This window comes from Deltaproteobacteria bacterium (assembly GCA_009930495.1).
GTDB lineage: Bacteria > Desulfobacterota > Desulfovibrionia > Desulfovibrionales > Desulfomicrobiaceae > Desulfomicrobium.
Map to the genome: position 1 here is coordinate 1 of RZYB01000012.1, position 26,090 is coordinate 26,090.

Below are 26,090 nucleotides of genomic sequence, written 5' to 3' on the forward strand. Positions count from 1 at the left end.
GATGGTCGGCTGGCATTCCGACACCGAGGATTCCGCCAACTACTCCGAATACCTGCTGATGTGCCCCAACAAGGAAACCGGCAAGGGCCAGTACAACAGTGGCAATTACTGCAATCCCAAGCTGGACGAGCTGGTCAACAAGGCCAATGTCGAAAACGACCGTGCCAAGCGCAAGGCCCTGCTCCAGGAAGTGGAAAAGATCGCCTACGAGGACGCCGCCTACGTGCCCCTGCACTGGCAGAATCTGTCCTGGGCCGCCAAGAAGGGCGTGGACATCGCCCCGGTGGTCAACATCATGGACTTTCCCTACCTGGGCGACCTGATCGTAAAATAGACCCTGTCATGACAGATCGGCCCGATGCCATGCGCGCGGGTCGATCGGTATCGTTTAGGCCTTGGAACTTGATCCAAGGGCAAACAGTGTGTACGCGGGGCAGGCTTTTTTGAGTGGCCTGCCCTTTTTTGAATACTCATCACGGTTCGACCGGCCAGCTCTTTCGGCCGTTCGGGCAGCAACGGATCCGCCATGTTCGCATTCATTGTCCGCCGCGTCCTCCAGGCCATCGTGGTCATGCTCATCATCAGCTGCATCGGCTTTGCCCTGAAGCAGAATGTCGGCGACCCGGTGCGCGAGTTGACCGGCATTTCCGTCTCCGCCGCCGAGCGTGATGCCATCCGCGAAAAACTGGGCCTGAACGACCCATTCCCGACCCAGTACATCCGCTTCCTGAAAGGGGCCATGCACGGCGACATCGGCCAGTCCTTTTTCTACAAGAAGCCGGCCATGGAGGTTATTCTGAACAAGGCTCCGGCCACGTTGGAACTGGTCATCGTCTGCTCGATTTTCATCGTGGTCCTGTCCATCCCCATGGGCATTTACAGCGCCATCTACCCCAAACGCATCCTGTCCCGGCTGATCATGGCCATGAGCACCATCGGCGTATCCGTGCCCATTTTTCTCATCGCCATCCTCATGATTTACGTCTTTTCCATTCAACTGAACTGGCTGCCGTCCTATGGACGCGGCGAAACGGTCAATGTCTGGGGCTGGGAATCGGGTCTGCTGACCATGGACGGACTCAAACACCTCATTCTCCCGGCCACGGCCCTGACCGCGCTCATGCTGCCGCTCTTCGTGCGCCTGATCCGCTCCGAAATGATGGAGGTGCTTCAGAGCGAATACGTCAAGTTCGCCTGGGCCAAGGGCCTGCCGCGTGTGCGCATCTGGTTCGTGCACGCCTTCAAGAACACGCTGCTGCCGGTCATCACCGTGGGCGGCGTGCAGATCGGAACCATGATCGCCTTCACCATCCTGACCGAGACGGTCTTTCAGTGGGGCGGCCTTGGCTTTTTGTTTCTGGAGGCCGTGGAACGAGCCGACACCTCGCTTCTGGTGGCGTATCTCATTTTCGTCGGCATCGTTTTCGTGGTGGTCAACACCGTGGTCGATATCATCTACGGACTGGTCAACCCCATGGTCCGCATCACAGGAAGGAAATAAATGCGACTCTGGCACAAATTCCGGGGCTCCTACGCCCTGTACAGCTTTCTGCGCGACCCCGTGGCCATGGCCAGCTTCGTCACCCTGGCCATCCTGACCCTGGCCGCCTTCGGCGCGCCCATCGTGGCCCCGCACGATCCTTATGACACCACGACCATCGACATCATGGATTCGGAACTCCCGCCGTCCTGGATGGAAAACGCGGACCAAAAATTTCTACTCGGCACCGACGCCCAGGGTCGGGACATGCTCAGCACCATGCTGTACGGCATGCGCATCTCCCTGGTCATCGGCGTCGGAGCCGTTTTCATGCAGGCGGCCATCGGCATCGTGCTCGGCCTTATCGCCGGCTACAAGGGCGGACGCATCGACAATTTCCTCATGCGTCTGGCCGATGTGCAACTCAGCTTCTCGACCCTGATGGTGGCCATTTTTCTGTCGGCCATTTTCCAGGCCGTGTTCGGCGTGGCCGCCTTCGAGCAACTGGCCGTGCCCTTTTTGGTGCTGGTCATCGGCATCGCGGAATGGCCGCAGTACGCGCGCACGGTGCGGGCCTCGGTCCTGGCCGAAAAGAAAAAGGAATACGTGGAGGCGGCCCGCGTCATGGGTCTGCCCTCAAGCCGGATCATGTGGCGGCACATTCTCCCGAACACCATGTCCCCCATTCTGGTCCTGTCCACGGTCCAGGTGGCCCACGCCATCATGAGCGAGGCGGCCCTGTCCTTCCTGGGCCTGGGCATGCCTATCACCAAGCCGTCCCTGGGCTCGCTCATCAACGCGGGTTTTGACTACATCTTCAGCGGCGCGTGGTGGATCACCATGTTTCCCGGCTTCCTGCTGGTGCTGCTGATCCTGGTCATCAACCTGCTCGGCGACTGGGTGCAGGATGTCCTCAACCCCAAACTCTACAAGGGCTAGGCCGATGACCACACTACTCGATGTTCAGGACCTGGTGGTCAAATTCCGGCTGCGCGGGGGTGACCTGACGGCATTAAACGGCATCAATTTCACCCTGGCTCCAGGCGAGCGCATGGGATTGGTGGGCGAATCCGGGGCAGGCAAGTCCGTGGCCGGCTTTTCCATCATCAACCTCATCAGCAAACCGGGCTTCATCGCCTCGGGCCGGGTCCTGTTCGAGGGCGAGGAAATAAGCAGCTACCCCCTGGAGCAGATGCGCGACATCCGCGGCAACCGCATCAGCATGATCTTTCAGGACCCGATGATGACCCTCAATCCCGTCCTGACCATCGGCACGCAGATGGTCGAGACCATCCTGGCCCACAACAGGGTCAGCCCGGCCCATGCCCGGGAAATCGCCCTGGAAAAGCTGTCCAAGGTCTACATTTCCTCGCCGGGCAAACGCCTGGGCCAGTATCCGCACGAACTCTCCGGCGGCATGCGACAGCGCGTGGTCATCGCCATCTCGCTTCTGACCAACCCCAGCCTGATCATCGCCGACGAGCCGACCACGGCCCTGGACGTGACCATCCAGGCCGAGGTCATGGCCCTGCTTCTGGAGCTGTGCAAAAACGAAAACATGGGCCTTATCCTCATCACCCACGATCTGGGCGTGGTCTCGCAGGTGACCGAAAAAATCTGCGTCATGTACGCCGGACGCATCGTCGAGCAGGGACCGACCGAGGCCATCGTGTCCGCCCCGCGTCACCCGTACACGCGGGGTCTGATCAAGGCCCTCCCCCAGGGCGCCACCGGCCAGAAACGCCTGCATCAGATTCCGGGCATGATGCCCAACCTGACCAGCATCCCGGCCGGATGCGCCTTTCACCCGCGCTGCGAATACGCCATGGACATCTGTCGGAAGGTCACGCCGCCACTGTTCGGGGACGCGGCCACGGGCCTGGTCGCCTGTCATCTCCACGCCGGAGTCACCAACGCATGACAACCAACACCACCCTCGTCCGCCTCGCCAATGTGGTGAAGCATTTCGACATTTCCGGCGGCTTTCTGGACCGGATCAGTTTCTCCGGTGGCCGGCCGCATCTGACCACGACCACGGTCAAGGCCATCAACGGCGTCAGCCTGGACATCAAGCAGGGCGAAATCCTGTCCGTGGTCGGCGAATCGGGCTGCGGCAAGTCCACCCTGGGCCGGACCGTGCTTGGCCTCTACCCGCCCACCAGCGGCGAGATTTTCTTTCGGGACACGCGTATCGACAATCTGTCCCAAGCCGCCATGCTCCCCTTCCGGCGCAAGATGCAGATGGTCTTTCAAGACCCCTACGCCTCGCTCAATCCGCGCATGACCGTGCGCCAGATTCTGGAAGAGCCGACCCATTTCCATTTTCCGGACCTCTCACCGGCCGAAGTCCGGGACAAGGTGGCGGAGGTCATGAATCAGGTCGGCGTGGACCCGGCCTGGGCCGGACGCTTTCCGCACGAATTTTCGGGCGGCCAGCGCCAGCGCATCAGCATCGCCCGGGCTCTGACCGTCGATCCGGAATTCATCGTCGCCGACGAGCCCATCTCGGCCCTGGACGTGTCCATCCAGGCCCAGATCCTGAACCTGATCATGGACTGCCAGGAGCGCTTCGGCCTGACCTACATGTTCATCACCCACGACCTGTCCGTGGTCGAGCACATCAGCACGCGCGTGGCCGTCATGTACCTGGGGACCCTGTGCGAACTGGCCAGTCGGGACAACCTCTACGGCCAGCCCCTGCATCCCTATTCCCGCGCCCTGCTCTCGGCCATTCCCAAGCTCGGGTCCAAGGGCTTCGGGCACATGCGCCTCAAGGGCGAGGTCCCCACGCCCATCAACCTGCCCACGGGCTGTGTCTTCCACACCCGCTGTCCGTACGCGAACGACCGCTGCCGTCGGGAAATTCCACTGCTGCGCCCCCAGGCCAACAGCTCCCTGGTCGCCTGCCACGGTCTGGAAGAAGGCCGACTCTGATGGACAGGCCCACGGCACGCACGGTCGGCGCCAGCGCGACCATCATGACCCACCGTCCCCTGCCCGAGGACGCCAATCCGGCCGGCAATGTCCACGGAGGGGTCATCCTGAAGCAGATCGATCTGGCCGGGGCGGTCTGCGCCATGCGCCACGCCCGGGGCATGAGCGTGGTCACGGCCAGCATCGACCGCATGGAGTTCAAGGCTCCGGTGCACGTCGGAGAGCTCATGCTCCTGCACGCCAGCGTGAACATGGTCGGCCGTAATTCCATGGAAATCGGGGTACGGGTGGAGGTGGAAAACCTGTTCACCGGCGAGGTGCGCCATGCGGCCTCGGCCTACCTGACCTTTGTCGCCATGGGCCCGGACAAAAAGCCCACCCCCGTGCCGGAATTGGTTCTGGAAACGCCGACCCACGAACGCCGCAACCGCGAAGCCCAGATGCGCCGCCAACTGCGCCAGGAAGAACGGCAGCGGGAACGGCTGGCCCAGGCATCGGAAATCGGGGCATGACAGCCTGATCCCGGACCTCCAGGCTCGTGTTCCTTCGGGTTTACAACCAGCTTCCTTCCGTCTAGGGGACAGGCACTTTTTTGATCAAGGAGACTTCCCATGCACGCACTCATCATTCTCGTGGCGTCCTATATCGCCCTGCAAATTTTTTCCGACATCGGCTCCCTGCGCATTGTCATGCTTGGCGGCATGTCCATTGACGCCGGGACCTTCATCTATCCCCTGACCTTCACTTTGCGCGACATGGTCCATAAGACCATGGGCAAACAGGGGGCGCGGCTGATGATTCTTACCGCCGCTGGCTTCAATCTGCTCATGGCCCTGTATTTCTGGCTGGTGGCCGCCTTGCCGGCGGACATGGGCGTGGGCGCGCAGCCGGAATTCGGACAAGTCTTGGCGCCCTTGTGGCGGCTGGTCTTCGCCTCCATCGTGGCCGAGGTCGTGGCCGAGATGACCGACACCGAGGTCTACAGCATGTGGAAGGAACGGGTCACGACCCGACATCAATGGTCCCGCGTGCTGGTCAGCAACGCGGTCAGCATTCCCCTCGACAGCCTCATCTTCTGCTGGATCGCCTTTGGCGGCCTGTTCGACTCGGCCGTGGTCTGGTCGATTTTCCTGAGCAACACGCTGATCAAATTCGCGGCCACGCTCATCTCCCTGCCAGGAATCTATCTGGTCAAGGAAAAGGACGGGCCGCAATCCTCGCCATCGAACTGCTAACGAAAAAGCCGGGTCATGCCCGGCTTTTTCGTTTTACCGATCCACGTCGTCACCCTGGGGCTCGGGCCGATCGCGATACGAAATGGACAGCGTGTCAAGCCCGGCCCGCAAATCCGTGCACGCGGCCCGCAACAGACGCACGCGTTCGCGCTCTTCGCCGCCGGTCACGGTCAGGATGATGTCCAGTTCCGGATTTTCGCCAACCGTCGTGGCCAAGGATTTGATGTAGACACGCGGATGGTCCGGAACAACACGACTCAGGACCGGTTCCAGAATGGATTCATCGTTACAGCGCACCGTGATGGCCCAACTGTTCGACCCTCCCTGGCCAAAGGTTTCATCCAGGAAATCTTGCAAGGAATGGGTGATGATCCCCTTGAGCTCCGAAGGCACGCCGGGCAGGCTGATAATGGCCGTCTTGCCGACACGGGTCAAAACGCCGGGAGCCGTGCCGCCCGGATTGAAAAGCGGCACCCCGGCATCGGGTAGCCAGGCCATTTTTTCCCTGGCTGGATTGAGGCCGCCCTCGGCCATGACGCCCTGCTCGAAAAACCAATCATACTGATCCTTGACCATCTTCAAGGCCAGGGGATCAAGGCGCAGGGGCAAGCCCGCGCCCCGGGCCACCGCGGCCAGCGTCAAATCATCCGCCGTGGGGCCCAATCCCCCGGAAGTAAAGACAACATCCACGCCACGATCCAGGGCCGCGCGCACGGCATTGGCGATGTCATCGGGAATATCGCGCAGGACAGTGGCCCTGGCCACGAATCCACCACGTCCATGCACCAGCCGACACAGCCAGTTGGTGTTGGTGTCCTTGATGTCGCCAACCAAAATCTCGTTGCCAATAATCAGAATTTCCACGGTCGCTGTCATGATGGATCCTCCTGGGCGAAACCTAGCCCATAAAGACCAAGCTGGACAATCCCACGCCGGGAGCAAACCCGAACCAGGTCGGCACGCCAAGGGACTGTGCAACCCCGATCATGACCGCATCCCGGGGCACGTCCAAACGGTTGATCCGTGTTTGGCCGGCGGGTCTGATCCAGGCCAGGCCACCGACACTGGAGCATCAACTCCATAATGCCTCACTACATCATGCCAAAACGACAAGAATATCGAAAATGCAATGCGTTATAGACAATCATTCGAGGCAAATCCGAGCCCGACGGCATCACCGTCGAAAGGTTGCATTCAATGCCGGCATCGGCTAGAGACGATAATTGTATGCAAGTATCGAAAAATTCGGCCGGCCTTTTTCCCGTTCCAGCTCCCGACACGCCCCTTCCCCGCCCAGCCGGTTTTCTTCACCACCAACACGAGGTAAACACATGAATGGTCATGGTGCATTTGTCGTGACCTCGCTCTTTTTCGTCATTATCTCCACCCTGGTCGGATTCACGGTCAACGCCGTGACCCGGATGGAGGCGGGTAATTATTACGTTCCCCGGATCGAAGCCCTGAGCGAGGAAAAACAGGACCTGCTCCGCCAAATCGCGGAACTGAGGGACACCAAGGTCCGTGAACTGACGATCACGGCCTACAGCCCGACCGTCGCGGAATGCGGCCCCAACCCGACCGTCACGGCCAGCCTGGCCAAGGTTCGTCCGGGCATTGTCGCGGTCAGCCGGGATCTTTTCGCCCAGGGATGGGTTTTTGGCAAAAAAGTCTATGTCAAGGGACACGGAATCTTTGAAATCGCGGATTTGATGAGCAAGAAGCACTCCCAGCGGATGGATATCTTTATCCCGGACACCAACGAGGCCAAGCGCTTTGGCAAAAAACAAGTCACGGTCGCGCTGCTTTCCCCAAGTTGAAAACGCGACCGGCGGACGACATGAAGAACCCCCTGACGGTGTGCGCCGTCAGGGGGTTTCGTGATCTTGGGGCCACGTAGCCTAAAACGTATAGTCCACCATCCGCCGTTCCGCGACCACGGCGGAAATGAAGCCCACGCATTTCTGGTGTTCCGGGTGAACCTGGTAGGTTTGCAGGTCCTCGGCGGTCTCGAAGACCGTGTACAGCACCACGTCCGTTTCGGGAATGGACGCGAACACGTCCGTGCTCACGGTCAAGCCTTTCAACTCCGGAATCAACCCGGGCAGGGCTTCAAGCATGGACTTCATGATGGCCGCGTTCTCGGCGGCGGTTTTGCCCTCGGCGTTGTCCTTCAATTTCCACATGACAATATGGCCAACCATGTCTTCCTCCGTTAACTTGTCCAAAAATGATGAAAATAATCCGGTTCGATCCGCATCCGCCGCCGCACGGCATCGGGCACCAAGGCCGTCACATCCCGCCCGTGCAAAAATTTCTCCCGGACCAGACTGGCGCTGATATCCAGGCGGGGGATGGTCACGAACACCACCCGCTGTCCACCCTCGATGCGGCGCACCGCCGTTCCTTCCGCGCTCCACGTCCAGTGCGCGCTCATGAACCGGTCCACGGCCGCCAAGTCAAGGCCGCTCCGGTCCGCCACGACGATGTCCGTGACCAGGGGCAATTCCAGACCCCGATGCCAGTCACGCAGGGTCAAAAAATCCGTGCTGCCCATGATGAACGCGAACCGGGTGTCCGGAGTCGCCGCGCGCAGCCGGGCCATGGTTTCAAAGGAATAGGACGGACCATCCACCTCGGCCTCGATGGCGCTGACGCCCAGGCCGTCCACTCCGGCCACGGCCTCCCGGATCACGTCAAGACGCAGGGCAAAGGGCAACAGCCCCAGCTCCGGCTTGTGCGGCGGAACATGGGCCGGAACCAAGTCCACCCGGCGCAAATTCAAGGCTTCGCGCGTTTCGATGGCCATGCGCAGATGGCCATTGTGCAGCGGATTGAACGAGCCGCCAAAAATTCCGACGGCTCCGGCCAGAACCTCGTCCCTATTCACGCACCTGCCCCTGACCAAAGACGATGAATTTCTGACTGGTCAGTTCCTGCACGCCCATGGGTCCGTAGGCGTGAATCTTGGACGTGCTGATGCCGATTTCCGCGCCCAGCCCCAATTCCCCGCCATCGTTGAAACGGGTCGAGGCGTTGATCAGCACGCAGGATGCGTCCACCGTGTTCAGAAAGCGCATGGCCCGGTCATGGGCGGCGGTCAGGATGGCCTCGGAATGGCCCGAACCATGCGCCGCGATATGCGCCTCGGCCTCGGCCTGGGAAGCGACAACCTTGACGGCCATGGTCAGGCTCAAAAACTCGAAGCCATAGTCCTCGGACGTGGCCGCCGTGGCCGTGGACCCAAGCAGGGGCAGGGCGTTGGGACAGGCCCGATACGCCACGCCAAACGGGGCCAGATGCGCGGCCAGGCGGGGCAGGAAGGAAGCCGCGATGTCCTGGTGCACGAGCAGGCATTCCAGGGCGTTGCAGACTCCGGGACGCTGCACCTTGGCGTTTTCGATGATGGCCAGAGCCCGATCCTGATCGGCGTCCTGATGCACGTAGATGTGGCAGACGCCCTTGTAATGCTTGAGCACGGGCATGGTCGCGGCCTTGACCACGGCCCGGATCAGTCCCTCGCCGCCGCGCGGGATGACCACGTCGATATGCTCGTCCAGGGCCAGCAGATGGCTGACGGCGGCGCGGTCCGTGGTCGGGACCATCTGCACGCACCCAGCGGGCAGCCCGACCTGGTCCAGCGCCCGCTGGAGCAGGCCGCCCAGGGCTAGATTGGAATGATAGGCCTCGGACCCGCCGCGCAGGATGACGCTGTTGCCGGCCTTGAGGCACAAAATGGCCGCGTCGATGGTCACGTTGGGACGGGACTCGTAGATGATGGCGATAACGCCGAGGGGAATGCGCATGCGTCCGACCAAAAGCCCGTTGGGCCGACGGACCATGTTCTCCACCTCGCCCACCGGATCGGGCAGGGTGGCCACGTGGCGGCAGGCCCCGGCCATGGAGGCCACGGTCTTGTCCGTGATGCGCAGTCGGTCCACGCGGGCCGCGTCCAGGCCGGCCGCCTGGGCCGCGTCCAGATCCTTGGCGTTGGCCGCGAAAATCTCGGCCGTGGACGATTCAAGCAGCCCGGCCAAAATGGTCAAAGCCTCGTCGCGCCGACGGCCGGGGGCCGTGGCCAGCTCGCGGGAAGCGGTCTTGGCGGCCCGGGCCAGGGCAAGCATTTGTGATTCCAGATTCATCCCTCACTCCGTCCTTGGTTGCGGTTCAATCGATTGTCGAAAATTTGATCAAAACGGACTATACCAACCCCCGCCCACGCGCAAGAAAACGCCGTCGGGCAGCACTCTCATCACGCGAGGCGGCAGGAATACCAACCCCCGCCCACGCGCAAGAAAACGCGGCCGGAAGGGATGGGTTCGAAAATAAATTCCCCGTGATTTCAACATGCTTTTCACGCTCCAATCTCTTTGACCTTTTGTTGGTTTGCGCCTACAGAAGCAAAGCTTTAACAATAATGGCAATTTGCTTTCAAGGAGCGCCGCATGGAAGACAAAACTGGACAGATAGATATTTTAAAGACCATCGAACAGGAAATGGATTCGGACATCCATCCGTTTTTGAAAAAAATCCTGGACAACATCAAACCCCTTGCCTGGGCCGTGGGCGGGATCATCGCCGCCGCAGCCGTGTATTCCGGGGTGACCAGCTATCAGGAAGCCCAAAGAGCCAAGGCCGTCAGCCAGCTGGGCGGCATCCTCATCCAGACCGAATCAGCCGACCGGACCCAGCGGCTGGAAGAGTTCGCCGCCACCGCCCCGGCCGATCTGCGTGTCGCGGCCCGGTTGGAACTTGCCAAGGTTTACATGGACACCAAGGACTTCGACAAGGCAGCCAATGCCTGGAGGGCCGTGGGCGGCAGCGACGTGTCCGACATGCGCATTGTCGCCGGCCTGGGAGAGGCCAAAAGCTTCATGATGCAGGGCGAGCACGCCAAGGCCGCCGACCTGCTCGCCAATCTGAAACAAAACGCCAACGACGAATATCAGGCCATGATTTCCGGCACCCTGGCCTTTGCCGCCGAAAAGGCTGGGCGCATCGACGTGGCCATCGCCGAGTACGAAGCCCTCAAGGCCAAGGGTGACAGCAATACCGCCTATCTCGACTACAAAATCGCCGCCCTCAAGGCAAAACCCCAAAGCTGACCCTGCGCGCCCTTGGGGCGACGCAAGGGCCCGTCAGAACGCCGTCCCGGCCGGGCGAAGCATTCCTTGCCCGGCCACGCCACGCAACACCACAGGACATCATGACGAGCGACGAATTTCTGCATTTCCTGCACACGCTGCACCAGACAGTGCAAAACCTCGATCCGTTGAGCCCTCTTCAATCGAGTCTGGACAGTCTGCTCCAGACCACGGCCGATGCCATGCGCTACAAACGCATGGCCCTGGCCATTTTCGATCCCAAAACAAACACCATCCGCTTCGATCTCACCCACGGACACAAGGGACCGGTCAAGGCCACCTATACTCCGGGCCAGGGGGTCACGGGTCAGGTCTTGGACACGGGCAAATCCATAATCATTGAGAAAATGGAGCGCGACGAGCGCTTTCTGAACAAGGCCATGGGGCGCACCCAAAAGGAACTGACCGAGTTGGCCTTCATCTGCGTGCCCATCAGCCGCATCGACGCCGACGGCAATCTGGAGGCCCTGGGCGTCCTGAGCGCGGACATTCCCTGCCAGCCCGCCGAGGTCTTGGCCATGCACTGCGCCTTTCTGGAGGTGCTGGCCTCGGTCATCGCCCGCCAAACCGCTTATCTGCAGGAAAACATGGCCCAGAAGGAACTGTGGGCATCCATGGGCTTTCTGGGCGAGAACCTGGAGCGCGAAAAAGCCCTGGACCAGGCCAAGATCGTGGCCACGTCCAAGGCCATGGCCTTTGTCATGGGGCAGATTCTGCAAGTCGCGTCCAGCAGGGCCTCGGTCCTGCTGCGCGGTGAGTCCGGCACGGGCAAGGAGCTGTTGGCCGAGAGCATCCACAACGCCAGCTCTCGGCGGTCCAAGCCCTTGGTGCGCTTGAACTGCGCGGCCCTGCCCTCGGAGCTCCTGGAAAGCGAGCTCTTCGGGCATGAGCGCGGAGCCTTCACCGGCGCGGTGGGCACCAAAAAAGGCCGGTTTGAACTGGCCCACACCGGCACCCTGTTTCTGGATGAAATCGGCGAGCTCAGCGCCGAAGCCCAGGCCAAGTTGCTGCGCGCCCTGCAGGAAGGGGAAATTCAACGTCTGGGCAGCGAAAAAACCATCAAGGTCGATGTGCGCATTATCTGCGCCACGCACCAGCCCTTGGAAAATCTGATCAAGTCCGGAAAATTCCGCGAGGATCTCTACTACCGGATCAACGTCTTTCCCATCTTCATCCCGCCCCTGCGCGAACGCCGGGAGGATATCCTGCCCCTGGCCGAATACTTCCTGGAATCCTTTGCCAAGGAATACGCCAAGAACATCAAGCGTATTTCCATGCCGGCCATAGACCTGCTGACCCAGTACCAATGGCCCGGCAACGTCCGCGAACTGCGTAACTGCATGGAGCGGGCGACCCTGATCTGCAACGAGGAAGCCATCAGGACCTATCACCTGCCGCCGACCCTGCAAACGGCCGAAAGCTCGGCCACGGACACGCAGCTATCTTTTGGCGAGGCCGTGGGCAAATTCGAACAGGAAATCCTGGTCGAGGCGCTGCAACGCTGCGGTGGCAACATGCTCCAAGTAGCCAGGGATCTGCGCGCCAGCTACCGGATCATCAATTACAAGATCAAAAAATACAACATCGACCCCAAAAAATACGACGGACGCAACAAACCGCGCAAACCTTGATTGCAGGACGCCATGGCCCGTGTTAGACAGAGACAAACCTCTTTCCAGGACGGGCCATGCAACTCCTTGTTCCCGCGCGCAAACATCTCCGGGCCAGAATCCTCGAAAAAATTGGCGCCGATCACGCCGACGGCCCGACCTCGCCCGAAAAGGCCTTGCTTGTTTTTCTCGATCTGAGCCTGGAATACGAGGCTCTGCGGGAATTCAAATCCCTCTGTGTGCTGGTGCCCGAAGTCTGCCTGAAAACCCCGGCCTCCCTTTACCTGCAAAACCGCCACGGCGTCTTGCAGTTGCGGCGAACCACGAATTCACAGGGACCCAAGATCATTCATTTTCCCGAGCCTATCTGTCCGGCCGAGGCGCGGATGATCCAGCATGGCGACTTCCACGCCTTTCCCATCTGCGACCAGACGGTGCCAGACCCCTTGCTGGGCGTGTTTTGCGTGCACAAGCCCCTTTCCCCGGCGGAACAAACCTTCTTCGCCGAATACACCGAACGCGTCGCCCGGGTCATGAGCCTGAAACAAAGCGTGGTCAGTGGTCGGCAGCGGCTGACCTTCATCAATAATCTGGTCCGCGATATCGGGCACAACATCATCGTGCCCAACATGCATTTCAAACTTCTGTTTCTGCGCATGGACAAAGCCCTGGCCGAATTGAGCCGCAGCATCGACAGTCTGGCCCCACCTCGGGGAGGCGCCCAGGACTCGGCCATCCGGCGCATGCTGCCCGATCAGGTCCGGGATCTGCGGAATCAGCTGACGGTCATCACCAAGCGCTTTCAACAGTCCAGCCTGTTTCTCGAAAGCCTGCTCCGCCGCGGCCATTTCGAAAAAGGACGCTATGACCTGGTGCTGCGCATGTGCAAATTCAAAAGCCAGATCCTGGAACCGCAGATGGAACGCTTCCGCTCCCTGCTCCAGGAACAAGGCGTGCGCATCGAAATCGCCCCGGATGTGCATATTGATCAGGAAATCATCCTCCACGCCGATTTGGGCCTCTTGAGCCAGGTCGTGGCCAATCTGCTATCCAACGCGGTCAAGTATACCCAACCCGTGCAGACCCCGTCCGGGACCAGTCGCAAACGCCTGATTTATGGCTGGGACGTCGAACCCAGCGCATTCGGCCCGGACAAGGACGGCATCCGCATTTATATCGCGACCACGGGCAATCCCCTGCCCGCCGAGGACGCGGCCCGCCTGTTCGAGGCCGACTTCCGCTCGGCGGCCTCGGGACCAGCCGAAGGCACGGGCCATGGTCTGTTCTTCGTGCGGCAGATCGTGGGACTCCACGGTGGTCGGGTCAAATACGAACACAACCAGCACATGAACATTTTTTCCATCGTGTTGCCGCACTCCGGCGCACCGGGCGATCCCGCGGAGATTCCGGCATGTCCCAAAGCATCCTGATCATCGAAGACGACGCGGCGATACGCGCCAGCCTGGCTTCATGGCTGGAAGACGCGGGTTTTCGCAGCCTTCAGGCCGATTCTTCCGACGCGGGCATGGTGTTCTTCCGCCGGGACCAGCCCGACCTGGTGCTGCTTGATCTGGGCATTGGCGACGCCAACGGCATGGACCTGCTCCGGGTCATGAAAAATGAACGCCCAGGCACGCCCGTCATCATCGTTTCCGGTCGCACCCACATCACCGACGCCATCGACGCCTTCAAGGCCGGAGCCTGGGATTACGTGACCAAGCCCATTGCGAGCATGGAGGTGTTCACCAACAGCCTGCGGAATTGCCTGGCCCAATCCCAGCTTCGGGCGCGGGTCCAGGAAACCCAGGAGCATCTTCAGGAACTGATTCAGAATCTGCCGGTGATCATCTTCATCATCAACCGATCCCTGGAATTCGAATTCCTGAATCAGACCACCGAGAGCATTCTGGGCTACCCGCCCGGCGAAATCATGGCCTCGCCCAAATCATTCCTCAAATACATTGTCCCCGAGGACCGCGCCCCGTTCCTGAATACCCTCAAACGCGCCTTCGAACCCGAAGCGGAGTCCTTCCGTTTGGAATTCAGATTCATGCACGCGAAAGGCTACCAGGTTTTCCTGCACGCGCAGTCCATTGCCCGCAATCCGGGCCACAAGGGCACGGCCGAACGGGTCGAGGGAATGATCCTGGACGTGACCCGTCATTCCTACATGGACAAAATTTTGCTCCAAAACGAAAAACTGAACATGTTGCGGACCATGACCGAGGAGGTGGCCCATGAAATCCGCAATCCCCTGGTTTCCCTGGGTGGCTTCGCGCGCAAGCTACGCGGCCGCTTTCCGGACGCCATGGAAACCGGGGTCATCCTGGAGGAATGCAATCGCCTGGAACGCCTCATGCTCCGCATCAACGCCTATTTGGAACCCATCGAAGTCAACCTGACCGGATGTTCCATTCCGGCGACCCTGGCTTTCATCCTGCGCCTGCTTTCCCCCCGGCTGGAACGCCAGGGCATTGTCTGCGAAGTCCGGATTCCGGAGGATACGCCCAAAATCCACGCCGATCAGGAATTCCTCCACCGCATTTTCATGCACCTGATTTCACAGTCCACCGGGGTACTGACCACCAATGGCCACCTGGACATCTCGGCGGCCGAATCCACGGACCTGGTGCATGTCACCCTGCTCCTTTCTCCGGTGCGGACCACCCTGCCCACCCAGGATCGTTTGCTCATGCCCTTCGAAGGCGGCGACACGCCCAACCTAGCCACCTGCTACCGACTGGTGGAACGGTTGCATGGGCATCTGCACGTGGAGCAGTCCGCCGATCAGGCCCGCGTCACCATCACCTTTCTCAAATACCAGCACAAACTGCCCCAGTCCTTCGGATCAATCTGATCCAACCTCTTGAATTCCATCGCCGGCGGCCGTCACAACGATGGACGAAATCCGTAACATAAGCTATATTGCCTGAAATTTCGGACAAATCCGGCGATATATCATTTCCGGGACCCCAACCATCACCGTGAGCCTCGTCACTGGTGTTTCACCTTTCAAGGATGCCACATGAGTAAAGATATCAGCTGCGTCAATGTCGACGACCCCGAACTGGCCGCCCTGTTCCGCCCCTTTGCCCTGAAAATGGAACAACAGGGATTGCCGGCCATCGTCATCAACACCTTCAAATGCTATTTCAATCAATTCCTGTATGGTGCCCAAGGCAAGTTCTCCGATCGGGATGTCATGCCCGTGGACGAGCAGGAACTGGCCGATTATGACGCCATGGATAAATTCAAGCCCCTGGGCGAGCGGACCCTGCACAAGACGGCGGTCATCAAATTAAACGGCGGCCTGGGCACGAGCATGGGGCTGGAGTCGGCCAAATCCCTCATCCCGGTCAAGGACGGGCTAAGCTTTCTGGATTTGATCCTGCTTCAGGCCACGAACATCCGCACCCATTACGGCGTGGATTTTCCGCAGATCTTCATGAACAGCTTCAAGACCCACATGGACACCATGCTCAAGGTCGGCTCGTTCAACAACGGCGACACGGGCATTGACTTGGCCTTTCTTCAACATCGCTACCCCAAGATCCTGGCCAAGGATCACTCGCCGGCGTCCTGGCCCCAGAATCCCGAATTGGAATGGAATCCTCCGGGACATGGCGACATCTACACGGCCATGATCACCTCGGGCATCCTCGACGCCCTGCTCGACAGGGGCTACGAATACGCCTTCATCTCCAATTCCGACAACCTCGGAGCCATCATGAATCGCCGCCTGCTGGGCTACATGGTCCACAACAAGCTGCCCTTCCTGATGGAGGTGGCCAGGCGCACGGAACAGGACAAAAAAGGCGGCCACCTGTGTCGGTTGCGCAAGAACAAGCAACTTGCCCTGCGCGAGGTGGCCCAGTGCCCGGACAAGGAGATGGATTCCTTCTGCGACATCAATAAATTCAAGTTCTTCAACACCAATTCCATCTGGGTGGACCTGCGGATACTGCAATCGGTCTTCGTGTCCCACCGCATGATGCCGCTGGATCTGATCATCAACCCCAAGACCCTGGACCCACGCGACCCCAATTCGCCCAAGGTGTTCCAGTTGGAAACGGCCATGGGCTCGGCCATCACCAATTTCCTGAACGCCCAGGCCGTTATCGTGCCCCGCAAGCGCTTCGCGCCGGTCAAAACCACGGCCGACCTGCTGCAGGTCATGTCGGATTGCTTCGTCCGCACCGAACGCGACACCATCACGCCCAATCCGATCCGGACAACGCCCATGCCACGAATCGTGCTCGATCAAAAATTCTACAAAAAAATAGACATGTTCTTGGGACGCTTCCCGAAAACGCCACCGTCGTTGCTGGAATGCTCCAGCCTGACCATCGAGGGCGACGTGCGCTTCGAGGACAACATCCGGTGCACGGGCGACGTCCGCATCGTCAATGACGGCCCGGAACAAGCCGTTATCCCGACCGGCAGCGTGCTTGCCGGCGAAATCACGTTCTAGGCGCACCAAACGCAAAGCAGGGCGCGCTCCCCATGGGAGCGCGCCCTGCTTGTTTCGACATATCCGCCGCCATGGCGATCACCGCCGTGCCACGCCCGCCGCGTCCCCACCCAAAGCCAGATAGATATCCATCACGCTGATCAGGCGATTGAGACGGTTCTCGGCCAGATCGACTTCCGCGGCCCGCCGCGTTTCCCTGGTTTCCAGCCAGTCCTGCAATGAGATAGCCCCGGCCCGATAACGCTCCGCCGACATCTCCTCGCTCAGCCGGGCCTGGGTCAGGGATTCTTCCAGCCACGACCGCTCGGCCTCGTACCGCTGTCGCGCGGCCAGGGCCTTTTCCACGTCCAGCAGGGCCTCAAGCAATGTCTGCCGGAAATTGACCACGGCTTCCTCGTACTGGCTCTGCCCGACCTTGATGTTCAGTCGCACCGTGTTCCACTGCACGAAAGGCAGGACCAACCCCGCGCCCAGAGTGGCGATGGGATTGTCCAGCACGCTGCGCAACTCCAGGCTGCTGGAGCCAAGGCTCCCGGTCAGCGTCAGCTGCGGATACATTTCCGCCCTGGCTTGATCCACCTCGGCCAGACTGGCGCGCAAACGCAGCTCGGCGGCGCGCAGATCCGGGCGTCGGGACAAAAGTTCGGCCGGAACACCGGCGGCAATTTCCGGGAGTGCCCCCCGAGGCAGCGTGCCGCGTTCCGGCACGGCCGTTTGGGGCGGCTGATCAAACAAAACAGACATGGCCATGCGGCTTTGCGTCCGTTCCTCGACCAACGCCGGCAGAACGGCTTCCTGGGCCGCCAAGTCCTGCCGGGCCTGGACCATATCCAGCCCGGACACGGCTCCGGCCTCATGCCGGACGGAAACCAGCTCCAGGGTCTGACGGGCCGTGGCGACGCTGGCCTCGGCCTGGGCAATGCGCTCGCTCAGATAGGCGATTTTCCAGTATGTTTCGGCCACGGTCCCGATCAGGGTCAACCGGGTGTTCAGCCGGTCCTCGTCCGTGGCCTGGGCTTCCCATTCGGCCGCATCGCGGGCCGCGGCCAATTTGCCCCACAGATCGATTTCATAGCTCAAACTCGCGGACACGCCGTGTTCGCGGGAAATGACACCGCTCTCCACATCACGCGAGGCGGATGTGTCCCCACTGACACTGACGTCCGGCGTAATGTTGGTGCCCGTCAGCCGGGCCTGCAATCTGGCCGTCCGCACCCGGATGGCGGCCGCGGCCAGATCGTTGTTCCGGACCAGGGCCTGGTCAATCAGGGCGTTCAACACCGGATCGTCAAAGGCCATCCACCAAGGGCCGGCCTGATCCACGGTGGCGTTCAACGCCGATCCGACCCAGGACGCGGGCAGCGCGACGGGGGGCGTGGAATACTTCGAGCGCAAGGCCGAACACGCGCACAGGGCGCATAAACAAACGAGTACCGTGAAGAACTTCATGGTCATTCCCTGGCCAACGCCTGAATGGGGTTGAGGCGGGCGGCGTTTCTGGCCGGCAGGAAACCGAAGACCACGCCGATCAGGGACGAACAGCCAAAGGCGGCCACGATGGACCACATCGAAAACTGCATGGTCATGGCCGACACGAACAGGGAAAAGACAATACTCGCCCCGTAGGACAACAGTATGCCAAACAGGCCGCCGATAAGGCAGACCAGCACGGCCTCGATCAAAAACTGCTGCATGATATCTCCCTGACGCGCGCCCACGGCCATGCGGATGCCGATTTCGTGGGTCCGCTCCGTGACCGAGACAAGCATGATGTTCATAACCCCGATCCCGCCCACCACCAGCGAAATGACCGCGATGGCGGAAATGAGCAGGGTCAGGGTGGCCGTGGTTTTTTTCACGGTCTGCAATATGCTGTCCGAGCTTGAGGTATAAAAATCCTTGGTGCCGTGGCGCTGGGTCAGAAGTTTGATGATGCTCTGCTGGGCCAGCTGGTTGGACACCCCGTCGGCCACGCGCACGGTGATGGAATTGAAATATCCCTGCCCCAAAAGCCGGCCCATGGCCGCGGTGTAGGGAATGAAAACCTGGAGGTTCTCGTTGTTGCCGAAGGGACCGTCCTTCTCGGCCGTAACGCCGATGATCGTGCACGGCAGACTGCCCAGGAGGATGACCCGCCCCAGGGGGTCTTCGTGCGCGGCGAACAGCTTGTTGCGAGTGTTGTGGTCGATGACCACGACCTGGGACAGGGCCGCCTCGTCCGCGGACGAAAAAATCGCGCCCTCGGCGATGTCCAGACCGCGTACGCGGAAATACTCCCGGCCCACGCCCTTGACCGCGGCACTGACCGAAACATTGTCCAGGCGCAGGGACACGCTGCCGCTGACGCCGGGAGTGACGCTGTCCACATAGACCTGAGCCCGCAGGGCTGTCAGATCCGACGCGGACAACGTGTGAATTTTGCTTGATCTTTTATCGCCCCAATCACTGCCGGGCAAGATGTCGATGATATTGGTGCCCATGGAGCTGATATCGTCGATGACCTTTTGGCGGGCCCCCTGCCCCAAGGCGACCACGGACACGACAGACATGATGCCGATGATGATGCCGAGCATGGTCAAAAGGGTGCGCATGCGGTGGGCGTCCATGGCCTTGAGCGCCATGCCCAACGCCTCCACGAACCGCCCCCAGACGGCCAGCATGGGCCGCTCGACCGGATGCGCCGAACGCGCCCGGGCCACGCCCGGGGCAAGCGGCCTGGTGCGCTGGTCGCTGATGATCTCGCCGTCGCGCAGTTCGATGACGCGCTGGGCGTGGCTGGCCACCTGGGCGTCATGGGTGACCAGGATGATGGTGTGACCGCGTGCGTGCAGCTCATGCAAAATGTCCATCATCTCGGCCCCACTGGCGCTGTCCAGGGCGCCGGTGGGTTCGTCGGCCAGAATGACGTCGCCGCCGTTCATGAGCGCGCGGGCGATGGACACCCGCTGCTGCTGTCCACCCGAAAGCTGGCTGGGCCGATGGTTGCGCCGGTCCCCCAGGCCCATGCGGGCCAGAAGTTCCGCGGCCCTGATCCGGCGTTGGGCCTTGGGCTGCCCGAGATAAACAGCCGGGATCTCGACATTGCGCACCGCGTCCAGATGCGTCAGCAGATGATAGCGCTGAAAAATGAATCCGAAATACTCCCGCCGCAAACGGGCCAGCTCATTGGCGTCCAATTCTCCGGTTTCCTGTCCGCCGATGCGGTAGCTTCCGGCCGAGGGCTGGTCCAGGCAGCCCAGAATGTTCATCAACGTCGATTTGCCGGACCCCGACGCGCCGATGATGGCCACCATTTCGCCGGCATCGATGCGCAGGTTGATGTCCTTCAAGACGGCGATCTCTTCGTCTCCGGCCGGAAACCGACGCCAAACGCCGGACAGTTCAAGCAGGGCCTCGCTCACGGCTACGCTCCCCCCGGAGGCGGCCCGCCGGGACCGCGCCTGGGCCGGGTGGCGTTTTCAACGGGCAGATCGGCGGCGCTGCTGTCGCTGACGACAATGACGTCCCCATCCTGAAGCCCTTCCAGAATCTGCACATGGACCTTGTCCGAAATCCCGACGCGGATGGGTACCCGTTCCTGCGTCTCGCCGCGCAGCACCGCGATCGTGCCCCGCCCGTCCGCACCCACGGCCCCCAGGGCCGAGGCTGGAATGCACAACGCGTTTTGCGCCCGGTTCAAGACAATGGTCGCCTGGGCGGTCATGCCGATGCGCAAGGCGTGGTCAAGGTTGGCCAGGTCGAACAGGCCATTATAATAGATGGCGTCCGCGCTGGAGGCGCTGGTGGAGTCGTCGATGTCCGTGGTCGGCCCCGGCTCGATGGCGCGCAGCGTGCTCTGATGACGCTTCGTGCCGCCAAGCGTGGTAAAATACACTTCCATCCCCGGCCGGACCTTACCGACGTCGGCCTCGGAGATTTCGGCCTTGACCGTGATGGTGTCCAAAACAGCCAGAGTCAGGATAGTCGGCACGGTCTGGGCCGAGATGATGGTCTGCCCTTCCTTGGTTTCGATATCCACCACCACGCCGTCGATGGGCGCGGAAATCTGGGTGTACCCCAAATCGACCTGGGCCGTGTCGACCTCGGTCCGAGCCTGGATGATCTGGGCCTCCAACGCGGCGATCTCGGCCTTGGTCGTGGCCACCTGGGCCTCGGCGCTTTCCAGGTCGGCCTGGGCCGAGGCGTCGCGGTCGCGCATGCGCTGCTGACGGGTCAGCTCAAGCTGATATTGCTTGAGCAGAGCTTCCTTGGCCCGTTTCTGGGCCTGCACATTGGCCAATCCGGCCTGGGCATTATCCAGGGCGTTCTTTTGTTGTTGCGGATCGATCTCGGCCAGAAGCTGGCCCTTGGTCACCCGGTCGCCCAGGGCGACGTGCAGATGTTGCAGCTGCCCCGAAACCTGCGCGCCGACCTCGACCGTGTTTAGGGCATGGACCATGCCGCTGGCCAGAACGGACTCCTCGATGTCCATGCGCACGGCCCGCGCCGTGATCAGCACGGGCTTGTCCGCCCCCCGGTTCATGTACCAGTACCCGCCCCCGGCCGCCGCCACCACAAGAGCCGCGATTACCCAAAATATCTTTCGCATCCGTTTCTCCGCGATCCGAGATCGCCGTGCGCGCCGTGCATCAAAAAAATCCCTCCGTAACGTACAACCGGCCTGGCGACAAAATTCCGCAGCCTGACCGTTGCGGGGCTTTGCATGAACCGCTCCAAATATCCAGGCAGAGCCCGTACCTCCATTCAATCCCAAAATCCACGCCGATTGATGTAAAGAAATCCAACGGCGACAGTGACCGCGCGTGGACGGAAATTGACCAAAGCGCCTGATTCATGTTTGATCACCGTGGGCAAATACTAACCAGGACTCGACAATGCGCCAAGGCAGATCATCCGATCCAATTTTCCGCGCCCGAGGACTGACCAAAATCTACCGCCAGGGCATGGGCCTGGAGGTACGCGCTCTGGACGGCATCGACCTCGATCTTCATCCCGGCGAACTGGTCGTGCTCCTCGGCGCGTCGGGCAGTGGCAAATCCACCCTGCTCAACATCCTGGGCGGCCTGGATTCTCCCTCCGGGGGGACCATTGTGTATAAGGACCAAAACCTGACCACCGCCAACGACACGACATTAACCCGCTACCGACGCGACGCCGTGGGCTTCGTTTTTCAATTCTACAACCTCATACCGAGCCTCACGGCCCGCGAAAACGTGACCCTGATCACGGACATCGTCCACAACCCCATGTCCGCCGAAGCCGCCCTGTCGCTGGTCGGACTCGCCGACCGCATGGATCATTTCCCGGCCCAGCTTTCGGGCGGCGAACAGCAGCGCGTGGCCATCGCCAGGGCCATCGCCAAGCGTCCGGCCGTGCTTCTCTGCGACGAGCCCACCGGCGCATTGGACGTAAAAACCGGCATCACCGTGCTCGAAGCCATCGAACGCATCAACCGCGAATTTGGCACCCTGGCCGTGATCATCACACACAACGCGGCCATCGCGGAAATGGCCGACAGGGTCATCTTCCTCTCGGCCGGGCGCATCACGTCCATCCGCGCCCAGACGACACGTCGCCCGGTCCATGAGCTGGAGTGGTGACGCAATGATGGCCCTGACACGAAAACTCCTGCGCGATCTCGCCGCCATGAAGGGTCAGATGACCGCCGTGGCCCTGGTCATGGCCTGCGGGTTGATGGTCATGATCATGTCCAAGGGCCTGGTCCGCTCCCTGGAAGCGGCCCGCGACGACTACTACGAACGCAACCGTCTGGCCGACGTATTCTGCGAGCTCAAACGCGCGCCCAACGCATTGGGCCGGGAGCTGGCCAAAATCCCCGGCGTGGCCTCCGTGGAAACACGGATCAAGGGCTCGCTGAGCCTGGACATGCCCGGCATGCGTTCCCCTGTCGACGGCGTCATCCTGTCCATGCCCGATGACCGCCCGTGGCGCATCAACGTGCCGCATTTACGGCGTGGGCGCCTTCCCGAACCGGGACATGGATCGGAAGTCCTGATTTCCGAGGCCTTTGCCACGGCCCACGGTCTGCAACCGGGGCACACCCTTCAAGCGACCATATACGGCGCTCGCGCCACGTTGCGCATTGTCGGCACGGCCCTGTCCCCGGAATTCGTCTACGAAACACGACCCGGCGAGACCGTGCCGGACAACCGGGGTTTCGGCATTTTCTGGATGAACGAACGCGCCCTGGCCCAGGCCTTCGGGCTGGAAGGAGCGTTCAACAGCGTCGTCGCGACCCTGGCCCCGGGAGGGACCACGGCCGCCGTCAAAGCGCGCCTGGACCTTCTTCTCGCGCCCCATGGCGGACGGGTGTCCTATGACCGCACGGAACACACCTCCTCAAAGCTCATTGATGACCGCATTGCCATCCTGCGCGGCTTTGCCCTGGCCTTTCCCGCCGTATTCCTGACCATCGCGGCCTTCATGACCAGCGCGGCCCTGACACGATTGGTCCGGCTGCAGCGGGAACAGATCGCCCAGCTCAAGTCATTCGGATATTCCTCGGCGGCCGTGGGATGGCATTATGCCCAGTTCGCTCTGGCCGCCGTGCTTGCGGCAACAATCATCGGCACCGTGATCGGACTGTGGCTGGGGCATGAAATGGTCGTGCTATACCGACGTTTTTTCCAATTTCCGGAGCTCCTTTTCCGTCCGGATTGGACGGCGCTGGCCCTGGCCCTGGCAGCCAGCGCCGGCGCGGCGTTTCTCGGCGTGGTCGCGGCCGTGCTCCAGGCCGCCGGCCTGCCCCCGGCCGAGGCCATGCGTCCGGAAACACCACCCCGCTTCGGCCCATCCCTGTTGGAAAAATCAGGGCTTACGCGTTTGCTTCCTCCCATGCCCCGGATGGTGCTGCGTAATCTGGAACGCAAACCCGGCCAGGCGCTGTTCACTGTTCTCGGCTTGTCCCTGGCCACGGCCATACCCATTCTGCCCGGCGCCATGGGTGACGGCATCGCGTATCTCATGGATTTCCAATGGACCCGGTCGCAACGCCAGGACATGACCATCAGCCTGATCGAACCGGCATCGCCCGCGGCCTTGCACGACCTGGCGCACCTGCCCGGTGTCCTCCATGCCGAACCGTTTCGGACAGTGCCGGCGCTCCTTGCCCACGGGCACCGGCATCGCCGGGTGGGCATTATCGGGATTGCGTCCGATGCGCGCCTGAACCGCCTTCTGGATGATCAGGGCCGCCCGGTGTCCCTGCCCAGTTCCGGACTGGTCCTCTCCGCAAAACTGGCCGAAGTGCTCGATCTGCGACCGGGAGATCAGACGCGGGTCGAAGTTCAGGAGGGAACACGGCCCCGTCTGACCACCGTCATGGTCGAAACCGTCACCGATTTTTCCGGCCTCGGCGCATACATGGATATCCGCGCCCTGAACCGCCTGATGGGCGAGGACCGAATCGTCAGCGGCGCGTATCTCGCCCTGGACACGGCGCGCACGGACGCATTCCTGGACCGGGCCAAGGAAGTCCCGGCCATCGCCAGCGTGGTTTCGACACAGGCCGCGCGAAAGAGCTTCGAGTCGGTCATGGGCAACATGATGGACATCGTGCGGTCCGTGTATTTCAGCTTCGCCGTCATCGTTTCGGCAGGCGTCGTCTACAACAGCGCCCGCATCGCCCTGTCCGAGCGAACCCGCGATTTGGCCACGCTGCGCGTCCTTGGCTTTTCCCAGGCAGATGTCATCCTCATCCTCCTCGCGGAGCTGTCCGTGCTGACCCTCGCGGCCCTGGGACCGGGCCTTGTCATCGGGTCGGAGCTGGCCAGACTTCTCGTGCTGACAGCCAGCACCGAATCCGTTCGCATGCCCCTGGTCGTGACCGTCCATGCCCGGACCACGGCAGTGCTCATCGTGCTGCTGGCCTCTGTCGCATCCTTTGCGTTGGTGGCCCGCCGCGTGCAACACCTCGACCTCCTCGGAGTCTTGAAGGCCAGAGAATGAACACCCCTTCCTTGCGCAAAATCCTCCTGGCTGGTGCCGGCCTTGTTCTTGCGGCCCTTGTCACGATCGGACTGTGGCCACGCCCCACGCCCGTGGAAACAGCCCAGATCCGCTCCGGTCCCATGACCGTCACCGTGACCGAGGAAGGCAAAACCCGCATTCGCGCCCGATACGTCATCTTCGCACCCGTCGCGGGTTTTTTGCACCGGGTGGAGCTTCGGGCCGGCGATCCAATCCGGGCCGGGCACACCGTTCTGGCACAAATTGTTCCGGAACCGGCGGGAATCCTCAATCAACGGGTCAAAGCCGAAACCGAGGCCAGACTACACGCGGCACAGGCCCTCGCCCGGCTGCGTCAGGCCGATCTGGAGCGCGCCCAGGCCAATCTGGCATTGGCCGAAAAAACGCATCAACGCACCGACGCCCTGCTTGGTGCCGGGGCCGTGTCCCGACACGACTGGGACACAACAAACGCCCAGCTGCTTGTAACGCGCAAGGAAGAACAGGCGGCCCGCTTTGCCCTGAGCGTGGCGCAATTCGAAATCAGCCAGGTCCAGGCCGGCCTGCTCCAAACCGCGACACCTTCGAACCAGGGAGCGCACACCGTGACCATCCTGGCTCCGGTGGACGGCTATGTGCTCAATCTGCATGAAGAAAACGCGCGCACCGTGACTCCGGCCACGGCCATCATGGAAGTGGGCAATCCGCATGATCTGGAAATCGAGGTCGAGCTTCTGTCCAGCGATGCCGTTGGCGTCGAACCCGGCGCGGAGGTGGCCATCGAAGATTGGGGCGGCCCGACACCCCTGCGCGGTCAGGTCCGGTTGGTGGAACGAGGCGGCTTCACCAAGATTTCGGCCATCGGCGTGGAAGAACAACGGGTCAAGGCGCGTATCGACCTGCTGGAGGTCCCCTCCGCGGGCTTTGAGCTGGGCGACCGTTTCGGAGTCCAGGCACGCATCAGCACGTGGCAAAGCGCGGACACGCCGCAGGTTCCCATGGGTGCGCTCTTCCGCCACGGCATGTCATGGATGGTCTTTCGTGTGGACAACGGCGCGGCCAGACTGCGCGAAGTGCGTATCGATCACATGAATGGACAGAACGCGGAAATCCGCTCCGGACTCGACCAGGGCGACGTTGTCATCGTCCATCCACCCGAAAACATCCGGGATGGATCGCGGGTCGCGCCCGGCGATTGAAGAGCTGCCGGTCTTGGCGCCAAAAACGAAAAAGCCCCGGTAAAAGCGAACT

At 61.5% G+C, this 26,090-nt stretch carries 23 protein-coding genes; 16 read left to right on the forward strand and 7 right to left on the reverse strand.

What is annotated here, in order from left to right; all coding sequences use genetic code 11:
- The 7 genes from EOL86_02390 to EOL86_02420 all read left to right on the forward strand — a co-directional run.
- A partial coding sequence (locus EOL86_02390) for an ABC transporter substrate-binding protein (protein NCD24432.1) occupies positions 1–334 on the forward strand: 334 nt, incomplete at its 5' end.
- A 192-nt stretch (positions 335–526) separates the two neighbouring features.
- A complete protein-coding gene (locus tag EOL86_02395; protein NCD24433.1) occupies positions 527–1,501 on the forward strand; it encodes an ABC transporter permease in 975 nt (324 codons plus the stop codon).
- The gene (locus EOL86_02400; protein NCD24434.1) at positions 1,502–2,419 is read left to right on the forward strand and encodes an ABC transporter permease; all 918 of its coding nucleotides are present in this window, start codon (positions 1,502–1,504) and stop codon (positions 2,417–2,419) included. It abuts the gene before it with no gap.
- A gap of 4 nt (positions 2,420–2,423) precedes the next feature.
- Complete coding sequence (locus tag EOL86_02405) at positions 2,424–3,401, forward strand: ABC transporter ATP-binding protein (protein NCD24435.1); 978 nt, start codon at positions 2,424–2,426, stop codon at positions 3,399–3,401.
- Positions 3,398–4,414 carry an ATP-binding cassette domain-containing protein gene (locus tag EOL86_02410; GenBank protein NCD24436.1) on the forward strand — a complete coding sequence of 339 codons (1,017 nt, stop codon included), beginning with the start codon at positions 3,398–3,400 and terminating at the stop codon, positions 4,412–4,414. Before EOL86_02405 ends, EOL86_02410 begins: the two co-directional genes overlap by 4 nt.
- Positions 4,414–4,926, forward strand: coding sequence for an acyl-CoA thioesterase (locus tag EOL86_02415; protein NCD24437.1), 513 nt, complete (start codon positions 4,414–4,416; stop codon positions 4,924–4,926). Before EOL86_02410 ends, EOL86_02415 begins: the two co-directional genes overlap by 1 nt.
- Positions 4,927–5,025: 99 nt before the next feature.
- Positions 5,026–5,649 carry a VUT family protein gene (locus EOL86_02420; protein NCD24438.1) on the forward strand — a complete coding sequence of 208 codons (624 nt, stop codon included), beginning with the start codon at positions 5,026–5,028 and terminating at the stop codon, positions 5,647–5,649.
- A gap of 33 nt (positions 5,650–5,682) precedes the next feature.
- Here EOL86_02420 and EOL86_02425 read toward each other — a convergent pair whose 3' ends face one another.
- Entirely contained in the window at positions 5,683–6,525 is an 843-nt protein-coding gene (locus EOL86_02425; protein ID NCD24439.1) for a competence/damage-inducible protein A, read from the reverse strand.
- A 455-nt stretch (positions 6,526–6,980) separates the two neighbouring features.
- Between EOL86_02425 and EOL86_02430 the strand changes: the two genes are divergently transcribed.
- A complete protein-coding gene (locus tag EOL86_02430) occupies positions 6,981–7,466 on the forward strand; it encodes a hypothetical protein (protein ID NCD24440.1) in 486 nt (161 codons plus the stop codon).
- Between the two features lie 81 nt (positions 7,467–7,547).
- Here the strand turns inward: EOL86_02430 and EOL86_02435 are convergent, their stop codons facing one another.
- From EOL86_02435 to EOL86_02445, 3 genes are read right to left on the reverse strand one after another with little or no spacing between them, the layout of a single operon-like run.
- Entirely contained in the window at positions 7,548–7,850 is a 303-nt protein-coding gene (locus EOL86_02435) for a Dabb family protein (GenBank protein NCD24441.1), read from the reverse strand.
- 11 nt (positions 7,851–7,861) lie between these two features.
- Positions 7,862–8,536: a nicotinate (nicotinamide) nucleotide adenylyltransferase gene (gene nadD / locus EOL86_02440; protein ID NCD24442.1), complete on the reverse strand. Its 675-nt coding sequence runs from the start codon at positions 8,534–8,536 to the stop codon at positions 7,862–7,864.
- Positions 8,529–9,788, reverse strand: a complete 1,260-nt coding sequence (locus EOL86_02445; GenBank protein NCD24443.1) for a glutamate-5-semialdehyde dehydrogenase — start codon at positions 9,786–9,788, stop codon at positions 8,529–8,531. The genes nadD and EOL86_02445 overlap by 8 nt, the downstream gene beginning before the upstream one ends.
- 303 nt (positions 9,789–10,091) lie before the next feature.
- Here EOL86_02445 and EOL86_02450 point away from each other — a divergent pair, with 303 nt between their 5' ends.
- From EOL86_02450 to EOL86_02470, 5 genes are all read left to right on the forward strand, one after another.
- Positions 10,092–10,751, forward strand: a complete 660-nt coding sequence (locus EOL86_02450) for a tetratricopeptide repeat protein (GenBank protein ID NCD24444.1) — start codon at positions 10,092–10,094, stop codon at positions 10,749–10,751.
- 101 nt (positions 10,752–10,852) lie between these two features.
- The gene (locus tag EOL86_02455) at positions 10,853–12,421 is read left to right on the forward strand and encodes a GAF domain-containing protein (protein ID NCD24445.1); all 1,569 of its coding nucleotides are present in this window, start codon (positions 10,853–10,855) and stop codon (positions 12,419–12,421) included.
- Between the two features lie 56 nt (positions 12,422–12,477).
- Positions 12,478–13,830 carry a HAMP domain-containing histidine kinase gene (locus tag EOL86_02460; protein NCD24446.1) on the forward strand — a complete coding sequence of 451 codons (1,353 nt, stop codon included), beginning with the start codon at positions 12,478–12,480 and terminating at the stop codon, positions 13,828–13,830.
- Positions 13,812–15,257, forward strand: coding sequence for a response regulator (locus EOL86_02465; protein NCD24447.1), 1,446 nt, complete (start codon positions 13,812–13,814; stop codon positions 15,255–15,257). Before EOL86_02460 ends, EOL86_02465 begins: the two co-directional genes overlap by 19 nt.
- Before the next feature lie 168 nt (positions 15,258–15,425).
- Positions 15,426–16,871, forward strand: coding sequence for a UTP--glucose-1-phosphate uridylyltransferase (locus EOL86_02470; GenBank protein ID NCD24448.1), 1,446 nt, complete (start codon positions 15,426–15,428; stop codon positions 16,869–16,871).
- 78 nt (positions 16,872–16,949) lie between these two features.
- Here EOL86_02470 and EOL86_02475 read toward each other — a convergent pair whose 3' ends face one another.
- The 3 genes from EOL86_02475 to EOL86_02485 are packed head-to-tail and all read right to left on the reverse strand — an operon-like array spanning position 16,950 to position 21,459.
- Positions 16,950–18,320: an efflux transporter outer membrane subunit gene (locus tag EOL86_02475; protein NCD24449.1), complete on the reverse strand. Its 1,371-nt coding sequence runs from the start codon at positions 18,318–18,320 to the stop codon at positions 16,950–16,952.
- A 2-nt stretch (positions 18,321–18,322) separates the two neighbouring features.
- A complete protein-coding gene (macB, locus tag EOL86_02480) occupies positions 18,323–20,272 on the reverse strand; it encodes a MacB family efflux pump subunit (protein ID NCD24450.1) in 1,950 nt (649 codons plus the stop codon).
- 2 nt (positions 20,273–20,274) lie between these two features.
- Positions 20,275–21,459 (reverse strand): efflux RND transporter periplasmic adaptor subunit, encoded by a 1,185-nt coding sequence (locus EOL86_02485; protein NCD24451.1) that lies wholly within the window; start codon positions 21,457–21,459, stop codon positions 20,275–20,277.
- Positions 21,460–21,745: 286 nt separating this feature from the next.
- On the opposite strand from EOL86_02485, the gene EOL86_02490 reads away from it, so the two are divergent.
- From EOL86_02490 to EOL86_02500, 3 genes are read left to right on the forward strand one after another with little or no spacing between them, the layout of a single operon-like run.
- The gene (locus EOL86_02490; protein NCD24452.1) at positions 21,746–22,471 is read left to right on the forward strand and encodes an ABC transporter ATP-binding protein; all 726 of its coding nucleotides are present in this window, start codon (positions 21,746–21,748) and stop codon (positions 22,469–22,471) included.
- Between the two features lie 4 nt (positions 22,472–22,475).
- Positions 22,476–24,839, forward strand: a complete 2,364-nt coding sequence (locus EOL86_02495) for an FtsX-like permease family protein (protein ID NCD24453.1) — start codon at positions 22,476–22,478, stop codon at positions 24,837–24,839.
- Positions 24,836–26,038, forward strand: a complete 1,203-nt coding sequence (locus EOL86_02500; GenBank protein ID NCD24454.1) for an HlyD family efflux transporter periplasmic adaptor subunit — start codon at positions 24,836–24,838, stop codon at positions 26,036–26,038. Before EOL86_02495 ends, EOL86_02500 begins: the two co-directional genes overlap by 4 nt.
- Positions 26,039–26,090 lie beyond the last annotated feature (52 nt).

Bases quoted from the DNA above. Each gene is read 5' to 3' on its own strand.
- EOL86_02405 (NCD24435.1), top strand. From the start codon at position 2,424: ATGACCACACTACTCGATGTTCAGGACCTGGTGGTCAAATTCCGGCTG.
- EOL86_02450 (NCD24444.1), top strand. From the start codon at position 10,092: ATGGAAGACAAAACTGGACAGATAGATATTTTAAAGACCATCGAACAG.
- EOL86_02425 (NCD24439.1), bottom strand. From the start codon at position 6,525: ATGACAGCGACCGTGGAAATTCTGATTATTGGCAACGAGATTTTGGTT.
- EOL86_02465 (NCD24447.1), top strand. From the start codon at position 13,812: ATGTCCCAAAGCATCCTGATCATCGAAGACGACGCGGCGATACGCGCC.
- EOL86_02415 (NCD24437.1), top strand. From the start codon at position 4,414: ATGGACAGGCCCACGGCACGCACGGTCGGCGCCAGCGCGACCATCATG.
- EOL86_02445 (NCD24443.1), bottom strand. From the start codon at position 9,788: ATGAATCTGGAATCACAAATGCTTGCCCTGGCCCGGGCCGCCAAGACC.
- EOL86_02395 (NCD24433.1), top strand. From the start codon at position 527: ATGTTCGCATTCATTGTCCGCCGCGTCCTCCAGGCCATCGTGGTCATG.
- EOL86_02420 (NCD24438.1), top strand. From the start codon at position 5,026: ATGCACGCACTCATCATTCTCGTGGCGTCCTATATCGCCCTGCAAATT.
- EOL86_02410 (NCD24436.1), top strand. From the start codon at position 3,398: ATGACAACCAACACCACCCTCGTCCGCCTCGCCAATGTGGTGAAGCAT.
- EOL86_02475 (NCD24449.1), bottom strand. From the start codon at position 18,320: ATGAAGTTCTTCACGGTACTCGTTTGTTTATGCGCCCTGTGCGCGTGT.
- EOL86_02400 (NCD24434.1), top strand. From the start codon at position 1,502: ATGCGACTCTGGCACAAATTCCGGGGCTCCTACGCCCTGTACAGCTTT.
- EOL86_02435 (NCD24441.1), bottom strand. From the start codon at position 7,850: ATGGTTGGCCATATTGTCATGTGGAAATTGAAGGACAACGCCGAGGGC.
- EOL86_02490 (NCD24452.1), top strand. From the start codon at position 21,746: ATGCGCCAAGGCAGATCATCCGATCCAATTTTCCGCGCCCGAGGACTG.
- EOL86_02485 (NCD24451.1), bottom strand. From the start codon at position 21,459: ATGCGAAAGATATTTTGGGTAATCGCGGCTCTTGTGGTGGCGGCGGCC.
- EOL86_02460 (NCD24446.1), top strand. From the start codon at position 12,478: ATGCAACTCCTTGTTCCCGCGCGCAAACATCTCCGGGCCAGAATCCTC.
- EOL86_02495 (NCD24453.1), top strand. From the start codon at position 22,476: ATGATGGCCCTGACACGAAAACTCCTGCGCGATCTCGCCGCCATGAAG.
- EOL86_02500 (NCD24454.1), top strand. From the start codon at position 24,836: ATGAACACCCCTTCCTTGCGCAAAATCCTCCTGGCTGGTGCCGGCCTT.
- EOL86_02470 (NCD24448.1), top strand. From the start codon at position 15,426: ATGAGTAAAGATATCAGCTGCGTCAATGTCGACGACCCCGAACTGGCC.
- EOL86_02455 (NCD24445.1), top strand. From the start codon at position 10,853: ATGACGAGCGACGAATTTCTGCATTTCCTGCACACGCTGCACCAGACA.
- EOL86_02430 (NCD24440.1), top strand. From the start codon at position 6,981: ATGAATGGTCATGGTGCATTTGTCGTGACCTCGCTCTTTTTCGTCATT.